This window comes from Serratia quinivorans (assembly GCF_946227985.1).
Lineage (GTDB): Bacteria > Pseudomonadota > Gammaproteobacteria > Enterobacterales > Enterobacteriaceae > Serratia > Serratia quinivorans_A.
Window position 1 is genome coordinate 191,150 of sequence record NZ_CAMKGL010000007.1, and the last position, 16,609, is coordinate 207,758.

The window sequence follows — 16,609 nt, forward strand, 5'->3', positions numbered from 1 at the left end:
GCTCTGCTCTTAATCGACCATCATATTGATGTTGAGGTTGTACATAATCCAGAGTGAACCCACAACAACGATACCGATGATCATAGCGGTGAACAGCAATGCCACCAGGTTCCAGCGCTCTTCCGATGAGGTATTCATGTGCAGGAAGTAAATCAGGTGAACAACCACCTGAATCACCGCCATGCCGACTACAACCGCCAGGATAGTGGAGTGAGAGGCCGTGCCGCTCATCACCATCGCAAATGGAATCACCGTCAGGATGATCGACAGAATAAAGCCGATCAGATAGGTCTTAACGCTACCGTGGCTTGCGCCGCCGTGAGAAGTTTCATGGGATGAATGACTCATGACATAACCCCCAGCAGGTAAACAACGGTAAATACGCAGATCCAAACCACGTCCAGGAAGTGCCAGAACAGGCTCAGACACATCAGACGGGTCTTGTTGGTTGACGTCAGGCCGCGCTTGCTGACCTGAATCATCATGATAACGATCCAAACCAGGCCGGTAGACACGTGCAGACCGTGGGTAGCAACCAGTGCGAAGAAGCCTGACAGGAACGCACTGCGATCCGGGCCATAGCCTTCAACGATCAGGTGATGGAACTCATAGATTTCCATCGCTACGAAGCCCAGACCAAACAGGAAGGTCAGGAACAGCCAGGTATTAACGCTGCCAACCTTGCCTTTGTTCATGCCGATCATCGCCATACCGTAGGTGATGGAGCTGAACAGCAGCAGGAAGGTCTCAACCAGAACAAACTTCAGATCGAAGATGTCTTTGCCAGAGGGACCGCCAGCGGTCCCGTTCACCAGTACTGCATAAGTCGCGAACAAGCTCGCAAACAAAATACAGTCGCTCATCAGGTAGATCCAGAATCCGAAGACTTTGGTCTCTCCTGCGTCGTGGTGCCCATGTTCTGCATGGGCTGCGTCATGGTTAGTCAGAGTATCAGTTGACATGTTTCACGCCTGCTTTGCTGATTTGTTCATAGTGTTGGTTTTCAATGCGCTCGATTTCATCAACCTGCACATAGTAATCAACATCTTCATCGAAGCTCTTGGCAATCCAGGTCACGATCATACCTACGAAGGCAGCGATCGCCATCCACCAGATGTCCCAGATCATCGCGAAACCAAATACCAGGCTGAAGCCAGCAATAATCACACCGGCACCGGTATTTTTCGGCATATGAATCGGTTCGTATTTCGCCGGTTTCTTATAAGCGTTGCCTTTTTCTTTCATGTCCCAGAATTCATCACGGTCATGAATCTGCGGCACTACGGCAAAGTTATAGAACGGCGGTGGAGACGAAGTGGACCACTCCAGTGTACGAGCACCCCATGGGTCACCGGTCAGGTCACGGTTCTGCTCACGGTCACGCACACTGACGTAGATCTGAATCAGTTGGCACAGGATACCGCAGGCAATCAGAGCTGCGCCGCACGCCGCTACCAGCAGCAGTGGGTGGAACTCTGGGTTGATGTTCTGGCTGATACGACGAGTCATACCCATAAAGCCCAGAGCATACAGTGGCATAAAGGCCACAAAGAAACCGATGATCCAGAACCAGAACGCACGGATACCCCAGGTCTCGTTCAGCGTAAAGCCGAAGGATTTAGGGAACCAGTAGGTCAGGCCGGCGAAGCAACCGAATACCACACCACCGATAATCACGTTATGGAAGTGGGCAATCAGGAACAGACTGTTGTGCAGCACGAAGTTCGCGCCCGGTACTGCCAGCAGAACGCCGGTCATCCCACCAACGGAGAAGGTGATGATGAAGCCGATGGTCCACAGCATTGCGGAGTTGAGCTGAATGCGGCCCTGGTACATGGTGAACAGCCAGTTGAAGATTTTCACCCCGGTAGGGATGGAAATGATCATGGTGGCGATACCGAAGAAGGCGTTAACGTTCGCGCCGGACCCCATGGTAAAGAAGTGGTGCAGCCATACGATGAACGACAGAACGGTAATCGCGATGGTTGCCCATACCAGTGAGGTATAGCCGAACAGGCGTTTTCTTGAGAAGGTCGCGGTGACTTCAGAGAACACACCAAACACTGGCAGAACCAGGATATACACCTCTGGGTGACCCCAGGCCCAAATCAGGTTGATGTACATCATCATGTTGCCGCCCATATCGTTGGTAAAGAAATGGAAGCCCAGGTAGCGATCCAGGGTCAGCAACGCGATGGTAACAGTCAGAATTGGGAAAGAAACGATGATCAGGACGTTAGTACACAGCGCCGCCCAGGTGAACACCGGCATCTTCATCAGAGGCATGCCAGGAGCACGCATCTTCATGATGGTGGCGAAGAAGTTCACACCGGTCAACAGGGTACCCAGACCGGAAATCTGCAGACTCCAGATCCAGTAATCGACCCCGACGCCAGGACTGTATTCCTTACCCGACAGCGGCGGATACGCCAGCCAACCGGTCTGCGCAAACTCACCCACACCCAGAGAGATGTTGATCAGGACGACACCCACCACGAAGAACCAGAAGCTCAGGGAGTTCAGGAACGGGAAGGCAACGTCGCGCGCACCGATTTGCAAGGGTACAACCACGTTCATCAGGCCGACCACGAAAGGCATCGCCATGAAGAAGATCATGATTACGCCGTGGGCGGTAAAGATCTGGTCGTAGTGGTGCGGCGGCAGGAATCCGGCCTCACCGGCGGACGCAAGCGCCTGCTGGCTACGCATCATGATGGCATCGGCAAAACCACGCAGCAACATAACCATTGCCACGATGATGTACATGATACCAATTTTTTTATGGTCGACCGAAGTCAGCCAATCGCTCCATAGCCATTTCCACTTGCCGAAATAGGTTATCAGCGCCAGCAGAGCCAGACCCCCGATAACAATTGCAGCAACGGTGACCATGATGATCGGTTCGTGGTACGGAACCGCATCAATCGTTAATTTTCCCAACATCAGTTATTCCTCGGCTCCGGCGTGAGCAGCATGTTCACCCATGTCCATACCCTGGCTCATGTCCATACCTTCGTGCGTGGTAGCGCCCTTGTGCATGTTCATATCGCCCATAAATTTGCCAATAGTTTCTTTGAACAAATTCGGTTTGACACTGGAGAAGTACTCAACCGGGTTGTTTTCACTCGGCTCTGCCAGTTTGTTAAAGTCGCTGGTGGCGTTAAGGTTAGTCGGCGATGCTTTCACCTTGGCAACCCACTGATCGAAGTCGCCTTCGGTTGGGGTGACAATGGCGGTGAACTTCATGCCGGAGAACCCGCGACCGCTGAAGCTGCTGGAAATACCGTCGTATTTGCCTGCTTCATTGCCGATCAGGTGCAGTTTGGTCTGCATCCCGGCCATCGCATAAATCTGCCCACCTAACTGAGGGATAAAGAACGAGTTCATTACCGAGTTAGAGGTGATTTTGAATTCAACTGGAACGTCTTTCGGGAAAGCCAGTTCATTAACCGTTGCGATGCCTTGTTCCGGGTAGATAAACAGCCATTTCCAGTCGAGCGACACCACTTCGATCGTCATCGGCTTCTTGTCAGTGACAATTGGCTTGAACGGATCGAGTTCGTGGGTAGTCTTCCAGGTAATGGTGCCAAGGATGGCGATGATAATGATAGGAATGGTCCAGACGACCGCTTCGATTTTGTTGGAATGTGACCAGTTCGGACTGTATTTGGCATCTTTGTTGGAAGCACGGTACTTCCAGGCAAAGGCGAACGCCATAAAGATGACTGGTATCACCACGATCAGCATTAATGCGATTGCAGTGATAATCAGTGTCCGTTGCTCAACACCAATTGCTCCTTTGGGATTCATCAATACCATATTGCAACCACTGAGCATTACAGTGGAGGCAATTAATGACAACATCCCAATACTTTTATTGTATTTCTTAAGTCTCATCTAACGACCTCAATTACAAAGGCTCTATTGTCGTTTCATGTGTGCGGGCATTTTACGGGAAGGTTGCAGTACTGTAAACATGCTTAAGGGAGTGTCAGCGCCTTGTTGACACTTTCTGTTAAGGGGGTCACAGATGTCACGTTGCGTGACAATTTACTAATGGCAACAAAGCGTTGGCACGCTGAATCGTGCCGGGCAATTCGTATGTTAAGGAAAACTAAAGGTATGATGAATCCAGCAGGTAAAAACGCTTTTTTGAAATACGAATGAAAGGTTTATTTAATGTAAAATAATTGTGTATTAAAGGTGAATTTAATTTTATTTCCCGAGCGCCACACTCGGATAAAAAAATAATTCGGACGGGAATTATATTTTTTAACTAAATAAATACATCACACTGATGCATTTTTGCCGACCGGTGTTACCACCGGCCGACGATATCAGGCCAACCGGGTACGCCGCAACGCCAGATAGTCCAACAGGCTGCCCATCGCAATTCCCACCAGGCTCAGCGCGGCGCCCATCTGCAGCAACCGATCGGCCAGACCTGGCAAGGCGCTCCAGTCGAGTGCGTTGGTGATAAGCAGAATCAACCACAGTCCCAGCAATGAGCAACCCAGGGTCAGCATGCGCAACGCCCAACGGTAAAACTGACGGAATTCGGTGCGTGGCATGAAGTTATCCGTGCGCTGGGTATATTCCAGCGTCTGTCGACACAGGCGCAGCAGCAACAGACCGGGCAGGGCAGCGACAATCGAGAATAAATAGAACAACGGCCAGCCGTGCGCTTCGACAAACCAACCGGCAATTGGGCCAACATAGACGCGGCCGACGGCGGATAATGCCGACAGCAGGGCAAACTGGGTCGCGGAAAATGATTTGTTGCACAGCGTCATCAGCAGCGCGACGAAGGCGGCGGTGCCCATGCCGCCGCACAGGTTTTCCAGGAAGATAGCGCTACCCATCGTCATGATGTTTTTATCGGTAACCGCTAATATCCAGTAACCGAGGTTGGAGACCGCCTGCAGGATGCCGAACAGCATCAGGGCGCGGAACAGGCTGAGACGTTGCATCAGCACGCCGCCAAACAGTGCCCCGACGATAGTGGCGAACAGGCCGAGAGTTTTGTTCACCAGCCCAACTTCCCCGGCATCGAACCCTACGCCTCGGATCAGGAAGGTGGTGCTCAGGCTGCCGGCAAAGGCATCGCCCATTTTGTACATCACGATCAGCAGTAAAATCAGCCAGGCATTGTTACGCGCGAAGAAATCACGCAGCGGGGCGACTACCGCCTGTTCCATGGTGCGTGGAGCCGGAATGCTGTTGTCCGGTTCCGGTGCCAGCAAAGTAGCGGCGATGCCGATCAGCATCAGTCCAGCCATCAGCCAGTAGGTTGACTGCCAACCGAAGTAACGATCCGCCAGCCACAACGCCAGCCCGCCGGACACCAGCATCGCCAAGCGGTAACCCAGAACCGAAACGGCGGCACCGGCGCCGCGTTCTTCAGCGCTCAGCAGATCGGTTTTATAGGCATCGAAAACAATATCCTGCGACGCAGAACAGAACGCCACCAAAACAGCCAATGCTGCGAGCCACCACAGATGCTGTGCCGGTTGCATAAAGCCCATCGCCACAATTGACACTACCAGCAGCACCTGGCTGATCAGTAGCCAGCCGCGTCGGCGGCCGAGGAATGGCGGGGTATAGCGGTCCATAAAGGGCGACCACAGGAATTTGAACACATAGGCCTGACCGACCAGCGAAAAAATGCCGATGGTTTTCAGATCGATGCCTTCGACGGTCATCCAGGCTTGCAGCGTGCCGGAGGTCAGCGCCAGTGGCAGACCCGAGGCAAAGCCCAGCAGCAGCAGGATAGCGGAGTTACGCTGGGTGAAGAGATTCAGATAGTGTTTCGACATGAGTTCCCTGTCTGCACCGCCCAATTATCCGGGCGGTGCAAGGCGTTCGCGGATTAACGCGCGTTTTGCTTGATAAAGTCGTTGACGCTGGTGTCCTGCGCCATATCGGCAATAACGTCACCCAGCACGCTATTGACCGCGTTAGTGATTTTATCGTTGGTTGCCGTGAAGGCACCCTGGACGTTATAAGTTGAGCGGTAGTTTTTCACCTGTTTATTGCCGTTTTTCGCCTGAGCGATAATCGAGATATCGGCCTTGGTGGTGATGTTGTAGCGCAGGTTGCCTTCGGAGACGTCTGCGTACAGATTATTCACCACGATTTGCAGATCAACGGCACCGTCGGCACCGATCATATAGCCGCGTGCGCCCATTTGTTTTTCTAACACTTCTTGCAGCAAGAAACGCAGGTCGCGTGATGGCGTCAGGGTCACCAACTGGCCGTCGCGGTTGACTTTGGCCAGGGCCTGATCTTTACGCTGGTCCGCGCCGTTAATGCTGATGGTGATGCCTTGCAGGGTCGGATCCTGCTGCGGCAGTACGATCTTTGGAGTTACGTTCAGGGTGTTGCTGCTGGTAGCACAGCCGGCCAGCAGCAGTGCGGCCAACAGTGGAAGGCAAAGTTTCTTTAACATAGTTACTGTCTCATTCACGATGGATTTTAAGCTGCCCAATATAGCGAGGCTGGTTTGAGCAAGCTTTCTGTAATAATCAGAGCGGGATAGCCAACAACAAATTGTCGACATCATAGCATCGCCGCCGGCCGGAGGAAGCGCAGAACGCACCGGAGTGACAAATTTTTACCTGCCGTTGATAAAAACATGCTTTTTTGACCGTCTCAATAAGAAAAACCTCAAGCGGCGACGGATGTTGGCCGTTTTTTGTCCGCAAAGAAGAGAAATTTACCTGCGCAATGGTCTAAAAGGGGAGAAAGAGGCTAATATTGAAATAGATGGGGACGGTCCTCTGCCGGTGTAGTAAGGAGATCCTATGATTCGCGAGCAAATAGAAGCAAAGTTAAGGGCGGCATTTGAGCCCGCGTATCTGGAAGTCGTTGATGAAAGCTATCGTCATAACGTTCCGGCGGGCTCAGAAAGTCATTTCAAGGTGGTGTTGGTCAGCGATCGCTTCGTCGGCGAACGTTTCCTGACGCGGCATCGCTCGATTTACGGCGTCCTGTCGGAAGAGTTATCTGATGGTGTACATGCGCTGGCGTTGCACACTTATACCCTGAAAGAGTGGGAAGGGCTGCAGGATACCGTGCCGGCCTCCCCCCCTTGTCGAGGTGCCGGAACCTTGGCCTGACGGCTAAATTTGCGGTATCAGTGGAACTTTGACCACGATTTGGGGTATTACTACAGACGAATTTTGGAACGGCCTGCGGGCCGTTTCTGTTTTTGACGACGACACAGCGGATGCGCAATGCAGCCAAGGCCGGGTCGGCTTCGGCGGCCTTTTGGCGATCAAATCGACAAAAGTGTGAGTTTTAGCGCGCCGCCGCTGCCTTGCTTTCCTCGACTCGCTCCGCTTGCGCCGCTATAATGTCGCGTCTTATTTTTCCGGAATGGTTTCGGGACACTTCTGTCATCAGGAAACTCGGTTCTGTAATGTAGCCGTCCTGGTTCTTCGAACGGAGTTGACCGAGCACTGTGATTTTTTTGAGGTAACAAGATGCAAGTTTCAGTAGAAACCACTCAAGGCCTTGGGCGCCGTCTCTCTATTACTGTACCCGCTGATACAATCAAGCAGGCTATTAAAAAAGAGCTGATCAACGCTGCAAAAAGCGTTCGTATCGATGGCTTCCGTAAGGGCCATGTACCAATGAACATCGTTGAGCAACGTTATGGCGCTTCCGTTCGTCAAGACGTACTGGGCGATGCGATGCAACGCAGCTTCGTTGATGCGATCATCAAAGAAAAGATCAATCCGGCTGGCGCACCAAACTACGTGCCAGGCGAGTACAAAGAAGGTGAAGACTTCACTTTCGCCGTTGAGTTCGAAGTGTATCCGGAAGTTGAGCTGAAAGGCCTGGACGGCATCGAAGTTGAGAAGCCGGTGGTTGAAGTTAACGACGCTGACGTTGACACCATGCTGGACACCCTGCGCAAGCAGCAGGCGACCTGGAAAGAAACCGATCGCGCAGCTCAGGCTGAAGACCGTGTGACCGTTGACTTCTCTGGTTCTATCGACGGTGAAGAGTTCGAAGGCGGCAAAGCCTCTGACTTCGTACTGGCCATGGGCCAGGGCCGCATGATCCCAGGCTTCGAAGAAGGTCTGGTCGGTCATAAAGCCGGTGAAGAGTTCACCATCGACGTTAACTTCCCGGAAGATTACCACGCTGAAAATCTGAAGGGCAAAGCGGCTAAGTTCGCTATCGTTCTGAAGAAAGTAGAAGAGCGTGAACTGCCAGAGCTGACTGAAGAATTCATCAAACGTTTCGGCGTGGCTGATGGTTCTACTGAAGGCCTGCGTGCTGAAGTGCGTAAAAACATGGAGCGCGAGCTGAAAGGCGCTGTGCGTAACCGCATCAAGACTCAGGCAATCGACGGTCTGGTCAGCGCTAACGAAATCGACGTTCCTGCTGCGCTGATCGACGGCGAAGTTGACGTTCTGCGCCGTCAGGCTGCACAGCGTTTCGGCGGCAACGAGAAGCAAGCGCTGGAACTGCCACGCGAACTGTTCGAAGAGCAGGCCAAGCGTCGCGTAGTTGTCGGTCTGCTGCTGGGCGAAGTGATCAGCACCAACGATCTGAAAGCTGACGAAGAGCGCGTTAAAACGCTGATCGAAGAAATGGCTTCCGCTTACGAAGATCCAAGTGAAGTTGTTGAGTTCTACAGCAAAAACAAAGAGCTGATGAACAACATGCGCAACGTTGCTCTGGAAGAACAAGCGGTTGAAGCCCTGCTGGCAAAAGCGAAAGTGACTGAGAAAGCCACTACCTTCAGCGAGCTGATGAACCAGACTCAACAGGCGTAATGTCTGTACGCCAGAGCGCAACTTGTTGCGCTCTCAGGGCCGGCTTGCTGGCTCTGGCGTTAAAAAAGCCCGTAACCTTCGGTTGCGGGCTTTTCTTTTTGCCACGTTGCTGATTAATCTCAGGTTAAGCGTGACAATATGCACTATATTTACACTGTTGATCTTGGCACAGTCTGGCATGATGGTTATCACCTGTAGCCAGGGTGTGTAGGATAACCGCTAAAAATACTCTGCCGGGCTTGAAATTCTGACTGTGGCCCCAATCTGTAAAAAGTATATGTATACCCTATAGCTTTCAAGTTGCAGCTAGGCGCCCAACTCGCTCATCCCCAGGCGCTTAATCGAGTAAGTAACTGGGGTGAGCAAGTGCAGGTAACAACGCTGTGACTTGAAAGATGACGGGTATAGGCTGTTTGCCAGAGTGCGCGGGATAAGAAAAACCGTCGGGTACGTGTGGCGTGGGTCGAATGCTTGAGCATAGTCATCATGACCGTTCTCAAGTAGAATCGGTGTAATAGGGTGTAACCCTGGCCGCCAAGGCAATTTCTATTAGGAGACGGTAATGTCATACAGTGGCGAACGAGATCAATTTGCACCTAACATGGCCCTGGTGCCGATGGTGGTAGAGCAGACTTCACGCGGGGAGCGTTCTTACGACATCTATTCCCGCCTGCTGAAAGAGCGCATTATTTTCCTGACCGGCCAGGTCGAAGATCACATGGCCAACCTGATTGTGGCGCAGATGCTGTTCCTCGAAGCAGAAAGCCCGGAAAAAGACATTTTCCTCTACATCAACTCCCCGGGGGGCGTGATCACTGCTGGCATGTCAATCTATGACACCATGAAGTTCATCAAGCCGGACGTCAGCACCATTTGTATGGGCCAGGCGTGCTCGATGGGCTCCTTCCTGCTGACTGCGGGTGCCAAGGGAAAACGTTTCTGTCTGCCTAATTCACGCGTGATGATCCACCAACCGCTGGGCGGCTATCAGGGCCAGGCGACGGATATCGAAATCCATGCGCGTGAAATCCTGAAGGTGAAGGCGCGCATGAATGAGCTGATGGCAGAACACACCGGCCAGACACTGGAGCAGATCGAACGCGATACCGAGCGCGATCGCTTTATGACCGCGGAAGAAGCGGTAGAATACGGTCTGGTTGACGGCATTCTGACGCACCGCAAGTAACACCACGCGGCTGGCGAGGTAATTGTGCGAGCCGATAGACTATAGTAATCAGAGCGGGCGTGGCTCGCTCTGGTGAGCATTATCGGCATTCCCGGTATGAATTCGGGGCGCACGGCCGCCGTGATTTTCCTGCGGGACAAAGACTAAAGAAGAGGTTTACTGATGACAGATAAGCGCAAAGACGGTTCAGGAAAGCTGCTGTACTGCTCTTTCTGCGGCAAAAGCCAGCATGAAGTGCGTAAGCTGATTGCCGGTCCGTCAGTGTATATCTGCGATGAATGTGTTGACCTGTGTAACGACATTATTCGCGAAGAGATTAAAGAAGTTTCACCGCATCGTGAGCGCAGCGCGCTGCCGACGCCGCACGAGATCCGCCACCACCTGGATGATTATGTCATCGGTCAGGAACCGGCGAAGAAAGTGCTGGCGGTAGCGGTGTATAACCACTACAAACGTCTGCGCAACGGCGATACCAGCAACGGTATCGAGTTGGGCAAAAGCAACATTCTGCTGATTGGTCCTACCGGTAGCGGTAAAACCTTGCTGGCGGAAACGCTGGCACGCTTCCTGGATGTGCCTTTCACCATGGCCGATGCCACCACGCTGACCGAAGCCGGTTATGTGGGTGAGGACGTGGAGAATATTATCCAGAAACTGCTGCAGAAATGTGACTACGACGTGCAGAAAGCCCAGCGCGGCATCGTCTACATCGATGAAATCGATAAGATTTCTCGTAAGTCAGACAATCCGTCCATTACCCGTGACGTTTCGGGTGAGGGCGTGCAGCAGGCGCTGTTGAAGCTGATCGAAGGCACTATTGCTGCCGTTCCCCCTCAGGGTGGCCGCAAGCATCCGCAGCAGGAGTTCCTGCAGGTTGATACCTCGAAAATCCTGTTTATCTGTGGCGGCGCATTTGCCGGCCTGGATAAAGTGATCGGTCAGCGCGTTAATACCGGTTCCGGTATTGGTTTTGGCGCCACCGTAAAGGGCGAGTCTGAGAAGGCGACCGAAGGCGAACTGCTGCTGCAGGCTGAACCGGAAGATCTGATCAAGTTTGGCCTGATCCCTGAGTTCATTGGCCGTCTGCCGGTCGTGGCCACGCTGAGTGAGCTGAGCGAAGATGCGCTGATCCAGATCCTGAAAGAGCCGAAAAATGCCCTGACCAAACAGTATCAGGCATTGTTCAATCTGGAAGGTGTGGAGCTGGAGTTCCGTGAAGAAGCACTGAACGCCATCGCCAGAAAGGCGATGAAACGCAAAACCGGCGCACGTGGCCTGCGTTCTATCGTGGAAGCTGCGCTGCTGGACACCATGTATGACCTGCCTTCAATGGAAAGCGTCGACAAAGTGGTGATCGACGAGTCGGTTATCGCCGGTCAGTCCAAACCGCTGCTGATTTACGGCAAACCGGAAGCACAGGCTTCAGGCGAATAATTAGCCAGTCAAACCAGAAAGTTAATGTCAAAATGGGGGATTTTATCCCCCATTTTTATTTCCTGCATTCTTGCCGTTGAATGTAAGAGATTCATCCCCATATACTCATTAACCAGATTTTATGAAACGTTTGATGCTTGCGTCTCATGAGATTCCCCCTCAACCTGGCGGAAGTTAAACTTAAGAGAGAGCTCTATGAACCCTGAGCGTTCCGAACGCATTGAAATCCCCGTGTTGCCGTTGCGCGACGTGGTGGTTTATCCGCACATGGTGATCCCGTTATTTGTTGGCCGGGAAAAATCGATTCGGTGCCTCGAAGCAGCAATGGATCACGATAAAAAGATCATGCTGGTGGCACAGAAAGAGGCCTCAACGGATGAACCTGGCATTAATGATTTATTCTCAGTCGGCACCGTAGCGTCGATCCTGCAAATGCTGAAATTGCCTGATGGCACGGTAAAAGTGCTGGTCGAAGGCCTGCAGCGGGCGCGTATTACTACGCTTTCCGACAGCGGCGAGCATTTTGCTGCCCAGGCAGAATATCTTGAGTCACCCGCGATTGACGAGCGTGAACAAGAAGTGCTGGTTCGCACTGCAATCAATCAGTTTGAAGGCTACATCAAACTGAACAAGAAAATTCCACCGGAGGTGCTGACGTCATTGAACAGCATCGACGATGCTGCGCGCCTGGCGGATACCATCGCTGCGCACATGCCGCTGAAGCTCAGTGACAAGCAGTCGGTACTGGAGATGTTCGATATCACCGAGCGTCTTGAATACCTGATGGCGATGATGGAATCGGAAATCGACCTGCTGCAGGTTGAGAAACGCATCCGTAATCGCGTCAAAAAACAGATGGAAAAAAGTCAGCGCGAGTACTATCTGAATGAGCAGATGAAGGCGATTCAGAAAGAACTGGGCGAGATGGACGATGCGCCGGACGAGCATGAAGCGCTGAAGCGCAAGATCGAAGCGGCGAAAATGCCGAAAGACGCGCGTGAAAAAACCGAAGCGGAACTGCAAAAGCTGAAAATGATGTCGCCAATGTCTGCGGAAGCAACCGTGGTACGCGGCTACATCGATTGGATGCTGCAGGTGCCGTGGAATGCACGCAGCAAGGTTAAAAAAGACCTGCTCAAGGCGCAGGAAGTGCTCGATATTGATCACTACGGCCTGGAGCGCGTCAAGGACCGTATCCTTGAGTATCTCGCAGTACAGAGCCGCGTAAGCAAAATCAAAGGGCCGATCCTGTGCCTGGTAGGGCCTCCTGGCGTGGGTAAAACCTCGTTGGGGCAGTCGATCGCTAAAGCGACCGGACGCCAGTACGTGCGTATGGCGTTGGGTGGCGTGCGTGACGAAGCGGAAATCCGCGGTCACCGTCGCACCTATATCGGTTCCATGCCGGGCAAACTGATCCAGAAAATGGCCAAGGTTGGGGTGAAAAACCCGCTGTTCCTGCTCGATGAGATCGACAAGATGTCTTCCGACATGCGTGGCGATCCAGCCTCTGCACTGCTTGAGGTGCTGGATCCGGAACAGAACGTGGCGTTTAACGATCACTATCTGGAAGTGGATTACGATCTGTCCGACGTGATGTTCGTGGCGACCTCGAACTCGATGAACATTCCTGCGCCGTTGCTGGATCGTATGGAAGTGATCCGCCTGTCTGGCTATACCGAGGACGAGAAGCTTAATATTGCCAAGCAGCATCTGTTGCCGAAGCAGCTTGAGCGTAACGCCCTGAAGAAAGGTGAGTTGACGGTCGACGACAGCGCCATTACCGGCATTATTCGCTTCTACACCCGCGAAGCCGGGGTGCGTAGCCTGGAGCGTGAAATCTCCAAGCTGTGCCGTAAAGCGGTGAAAACGCTGCTGATGGACAAAAAGCTCAAGCATATCGAGATCAACGGCGACAACCTGAAGGATTACCTGGGCGTACAGCGTGTCGACTACGGCCGCGCGGATACCGAAAACCGGGTGGGCGAGGTTACCGGTCTGGCGTGGACGGAAGTGGGTGGCGATCTGCTGACCATTGAAACCGCCTGCGTACCGGGCAAAGGCAAGCTGACCTACACCGGCTCGCTCGGTGAAGTGATGCAGGAATCTATCCAGGCTGCACTGACCGTGGTGCGTGCGCGCGCGGATAAATTGGGTATCAACCCTGATTTTTACGAAAAGCGCGATATCCACGTGCACGTACCGGAAGGCGCGACACCTAAGGATGGCCCAAGCGCCGGTATTGCGATGTGTACCGCGCTGGTTTCCTGCCTGACGGGCAACCCGGTTCGTGCCGATGTGGCGATGACCGGCGAGATCACGCTGCGTGGCCAGGTTCTGCCGATTGGTGGCCTGAAAGAGAAGCTGCTGGCGGCGCATCGCGGCGGTATCAAAACCGTGCTGATCCCTTATGAGAATAAGCGCGATCTGGAAGAGATCCCGGCCAATGTTATCGCCGATCTGGATATTCATCCGGTGCAACGAATTGATGAAGTTTTGGACCTTGCGTTGCTCAATCCGGCCTTCGGCGCACTGCCGGTAGCGGCAAAATAGTGATGTATCGCAAAATCCATTGATAAAACTTATGCTGGCAAGTCATTTCGGACTTGCCAGTCTTTTTTTGTACCGCTAAGTTAGACAGCTGTCGGCCCGCGTTTTGTCACGCTTCGGTGGCTTGCCAAGGCACGATGGGATTGATATAACAGCTGCGCTGTCGCAACCGTAGGGATTTTTCGGTGCGACGATTGAATTCTAGAGGGGATGATAGAGTGAATAAGTCACAACTGATCGACAAAATTGCCGCAGGTGCTGATATTTCCAAAGCGGCAGCTGGACGTGCTTTAGATGCAGTGATTGCATCTGTTACTGACTCCTTGAAGGAAGGGGATGACGTGGCCCTGGTGGGTTTCGGTTCCTTCACCGTGCGTGAACGTTCGGCCCGTACCGGTCGTAACCCGCAAACCGGTAAAGAGATCAAAATCGCGGCAGCCAAAGTTCCGGCCTTCCGTGCAGGGAAAGCGCTGAAAGACGCAGTAAACTGATTGTTTGCGTCTAACCGTTTAGCGTTACAGGGCTTTGTAATAAACAATCACCTGACGCAACGGTGCTGGTAAGGTAAGATATAAGGCGCATCAGATTGATGCGCTTTTTTTATTTTTGTCGCAGGGAACGCGCCTGCGCAAGGGTGTTTTTAATCCACATCACAGCGGAGTGTTGTCACACTATGATGGACAATTTACGCGCGGCAGCTAATAACGTCGTGCTCAAAATCATCCTGGCCCTGATCATCTTGTCATTTATTTTGACCGGGGTGGGTAACTACCTGATCGGCGGTTCCGGCGATTATGCAGCGAAAGTAAATGGTCAGGTGATCGAGCGCGCTCAGCTGGAACAGGCTTTCCAAAGCGAACGCAGCCGCATGCAGCAACAGCTGGGTGACCAGTTCTCTGCGCTGGCGGGTAACGAAGGTTATATGCAGCAGATGCGCCATCAGGCGTTGTCTCAGTTGATCGACAACATGCTGCTGGACCAATATGCCAAGAAATTAGGCCTGAGCGTCAGCGACGATCAGGTAAAGGACGCCATCCGCAAGGCGCCTTACTTCCAGACTAACGGTCAGTTCGATAACGCTAAATATCTCGATCTGATTAGCCGCATGGGTTACACCGCCGATAACTTTGCTCAATCAATGCGTCAGCAGCTGGTTAACCAGCAGGTGATCCAGGCCTTTGGCGGTTCGGGCTTTATTCTGCCTGCCGAAGCTCAGGATATGACGGCACTGGTGCTGCAACAGCGCGATGTTCGTCTGGCTACGCTGGATCTGAAAGCATTGCAGGCCAAGCAGACCGTGACCGACGACGAGCTGAAAGACTACTACAGCCAAAACAAGAACAGCTTTATTGCGCCAGAACAGGTCAAAGTAAGCTACATCCCAATGGACGCCGCTGCTATGCAAGACAAGGTGACGGTAACCGACGCGGATATCAGCGCCTATTACGACCAGCACAAAAGCAGCTACGGCCAGCCTGAACGCAAGAACTACAGTGTGATCCAGTTGAAAACCGAGGCGGAAGCCAACGCGGTACTGGATGAACTGAAGAAAGGCGGCGATTTTGCCACCCTGGCGAAAGACAAATCCACCGACATCATTTCACGCCGCACCGGCGGTGAACTGGGTTGGCTGGAGCCGGACACCACTGCAGACGAACTCAAGCAGGCTAACCTGACCGAAAAAGGCCAGCTTTCCGGCGCCGTGAAGTCTTCAGTAGGTTATCTGGTGATCCGTCTGAACGACATCGAGCCGGAAAAAGTGAAACCCTTGAGCGAAGTGCATGACGCTATCGCCAAGCAGGTTAAGCAGGAGAAAGCGGTAGACGCTTATTACGCGTTGCAACAGAAGGTGAGTGAAGCTGCTACCAGCGATAACGAGTCTCTGGCATCGGCCGAAGAGGCCGCAGGCGTGAAAGCGGTACAAACTGACTGGTTTACCCGCGACAACATCCCGGCAGTGCTGAACTTCAAACCGGTCATTCAGTCGATTTTCGACGGTTCCCTGATTGGTGAAGGTGGCTCTCCGGGCAGCAACTCCGACGTGATCAACGTTGATGGCGACCGTGCCTTCGTGATCCGCGTGTCTGGCCACAAGCCAGAGGGCATCGAACCGTTCGACCAGGTGAAAGATCGCGTGGCAGAACTGGTCAAGCGCAACAAAGCGGAACAGGAAGCCAAACTGCAGGGCGAGAAACTGCTGGTTGAGCTGAAACAGGGCAAGGGCGACGAGGCGATGAAAGCCGCCGATCTCCGCTTTGGCAGCGTGCAGAAGATGGCGCGTGCGCCGGAAGACAGCCAACTGGTGCAGAGCGTGTTCGCACTGCCGCATCCGCAGGAAGGCAAGCCGGTCTATGGTATGTCGCAAGACCGCCAGGACAACGTGGTACTGATTGCGCTGGATGCCGTGAAGCCAGGCACCTTGTCGGCGGAAGAAATGAAAACCTTCGTCAGTAAAATGGAAGAAGGTGCAACTGGCGTGTCCTTTGACTCTCTGCTGGCCAGCCTGCGCAAAGAAGCCAAAATCACCATGGGTGCCGCTGAGCAGCAGCAACCTCAGTAAAGCGCCGCAGTTTTCTGCAACGCAATGCAATCCTCAAAGGCCGCTTTCGCGGCCTTTTCCATATCTGAAATCCGCCAATTGCTGAAGTTTCCT

The 16,609-nt window shown here is 53.0% G+C and carries 13 protein-coding genes; 7 read left to right on the forward strand and 6 right to left on the reverse strand.

Annotated features, from left to right (window positions below; genetic code table 11):
• Positions 1 to 9 precede the first annotated feature (9 nt).
• The 6 genes from OCH02_RS18055 to OCH02_RS18080 form a co-directional block, all read right to left on the reverse strand.
• Positions 10 to 348, reverse strand: a complete 339-nt coding sequence (locus tag OCH02_RS18055; RefSeq protein WP_012005527.1) for a cytochrome o ubiquinol oxidase subunit IV — start codon at positions 346 to 348, stop codon at positions 10 to 12.
• Positions 345 to 962 (reverse strand): cytochrome o ubiquinol oxidase subunit III, encoded by a 618-nt coding sequence (locus OCH02_RS18060; protein WP_135315383.1) that lies wholly within the window; start codon positions 960 to 962, stop codon positions 345 to 347. The genes OCH02_RS18055 and OCH02_RS18060 overlap by 4 nt, the downstream gene beginning before the upstream one ends.
• On the reverse strand, positions 952 to 2,943 hold the full coding sequence (gene cyoB, locus OCH02_RS18065; protein ID WP_130379479.1) for a cytochrome o ubiquinol oxidase subunit I: 1,992 nt from the start codon (positions 2,941 to 2,943) through the stop codon (positions 952 to 954). Before cyoB ends, OCH02_RS18060 begins: the two co-directional genes overlap by 11 nt.
• A 3-nt stretch (positions 2,944 to 2,946) precedes the next feature.
• A complete protein-coding gene (gene cyoA / locus OCH02_RS18070) occupies positions 2,947 to 3,897 on the reverse strand; it encodes a cytochrome o ubiquinol oxidase subunit II (protein ID WP_026142235.1) in 951 nt (316 codons plus the stop codon).
• 440 nt (positions 3,898 to 4,337) lie between these two features.
• Positions 4,338 to 5,816: a muropeptide MFS transporter AmpG gene (ampG, locus tag OCH02_RS18075; RefSeq protein WP_261432387.1), complete on the reverse strand. Its 1,479-nt coding sequence runs from the start codon at positions 5,814 to 5,816 to the stop codon at positions 4,338 to 4,340.
• A 53-nt stretch (positions 5,817 to 5,869) separates the two neighbouring features.
• Positions 5,870 to 6,448 carry a lipoprotein gene (locus OCH02_RS18080; protein ID WP_261432388.1) on the reverse strand — a complete coding sequence of 193 codons (579 nt, stop codon included), beginning with the start codon at positions 6,446 to 6,448 and terminating at the stop codon, positions 5,870 to 5,872.
• Between the two features lie 355 nt (positions 6,449 to 6,803).
• Between OCH02_RS18080 and bolA the strand changes: the two genes are divergently transcribed.
• The 7 genes from bolA (at position 6,804) to ppiD (ending at position 16,516) form a co-directional block, all read left to right on the forward strand.
• Positions 6,804 to 7,118, forward strand: coding sequence for a transcriptional regulator BolA (bolA, locus tag OCH02_RS18085; protein WP_012005533.1), 315 nt, complete (start codon positions 6,804 to 6,806; stop codon positions 7,116 to 7,118).
• Positions 7,119 to 7,484: 366 nt separating this feature from the next.
• Entirely contained in the window at positions 7,485 to 8,789 is a 1,305-nt protein-coding gene (gene tig, locus OCH02_RS18090; RefSeq protein ID WP_017891835.1) for a trigger factor, read from the forward strand.
• 562 nt (positions 8,790 to 9,351) lie between these two features.
• On the forward strand, positions 9,352 to 9,975 hold the full coding sequence (clpP, locus tag OCH02_RS18095; protein ID WP_012005535.1) for an ATP-dependent Clp endopeptidase proteolytic subunit ClpP: 624 nt from the start codon (positions 9,352 to 9,354) through the stop codon (positions 9,973 to 9,975).
• A 162-nt stretch (positions 9,976 to 10,137) separates the two neighbouring features.
• On the forward strand, positions 10,138 to 11,409 hold the full coding sequence (gene clpX / locus OCH02_RS18100) for an ATP-dependent protease ATP-binding subunit ClpX (protein ID WP_135315387.1): 1,272 nt from the start codon (positions 10,138 to 10,140) through the stop codon (positions 11,407 to 11,409).
• A gap of 195 nt (positions 11,410 to 11,604) precedes the next feature.
• On the forward strand, positions 11,605 to 13,959 hold the full coding sequence (lon, locus tag OCH02_RS18105; protein ID WP_135315388.1) for an endopeptidase La: 2,355 nt from the start codon (positions 11,605 to 11,607) through the stop codon (positions 13,957 to 13,959).
• A 215-nt stretch (positions 13,960 to 14,174) separates the two neighbouring features.
• Complete coding sequence (gene hupB, locus OCH02_RS18110; protein ID WP_017891836.1) at positions 14,175 to 14,447, forward strand: nucleoid-associated protein HU-beta; 273 nt, start codon at positions 14,175 to 14,177, stop codon at positions 14,445 to 14,447.
• A 182-nt stretch (positions 14,448 to 14,629) separates the two neighbouring features.
• Positions 14,630 to 16,516, forward strand: coding sequence for a peptidylprolyl isomerase (ppiD, locus tag OCH02_RS18115; protein WP_261432389.1), 1,887 nt, complete (start codon positions 14,630 to 14,632; stop codon positions 16,514 to 16,516).
• Positions 16,517 to 16,609: the final 93 nt, after the last annotated feature.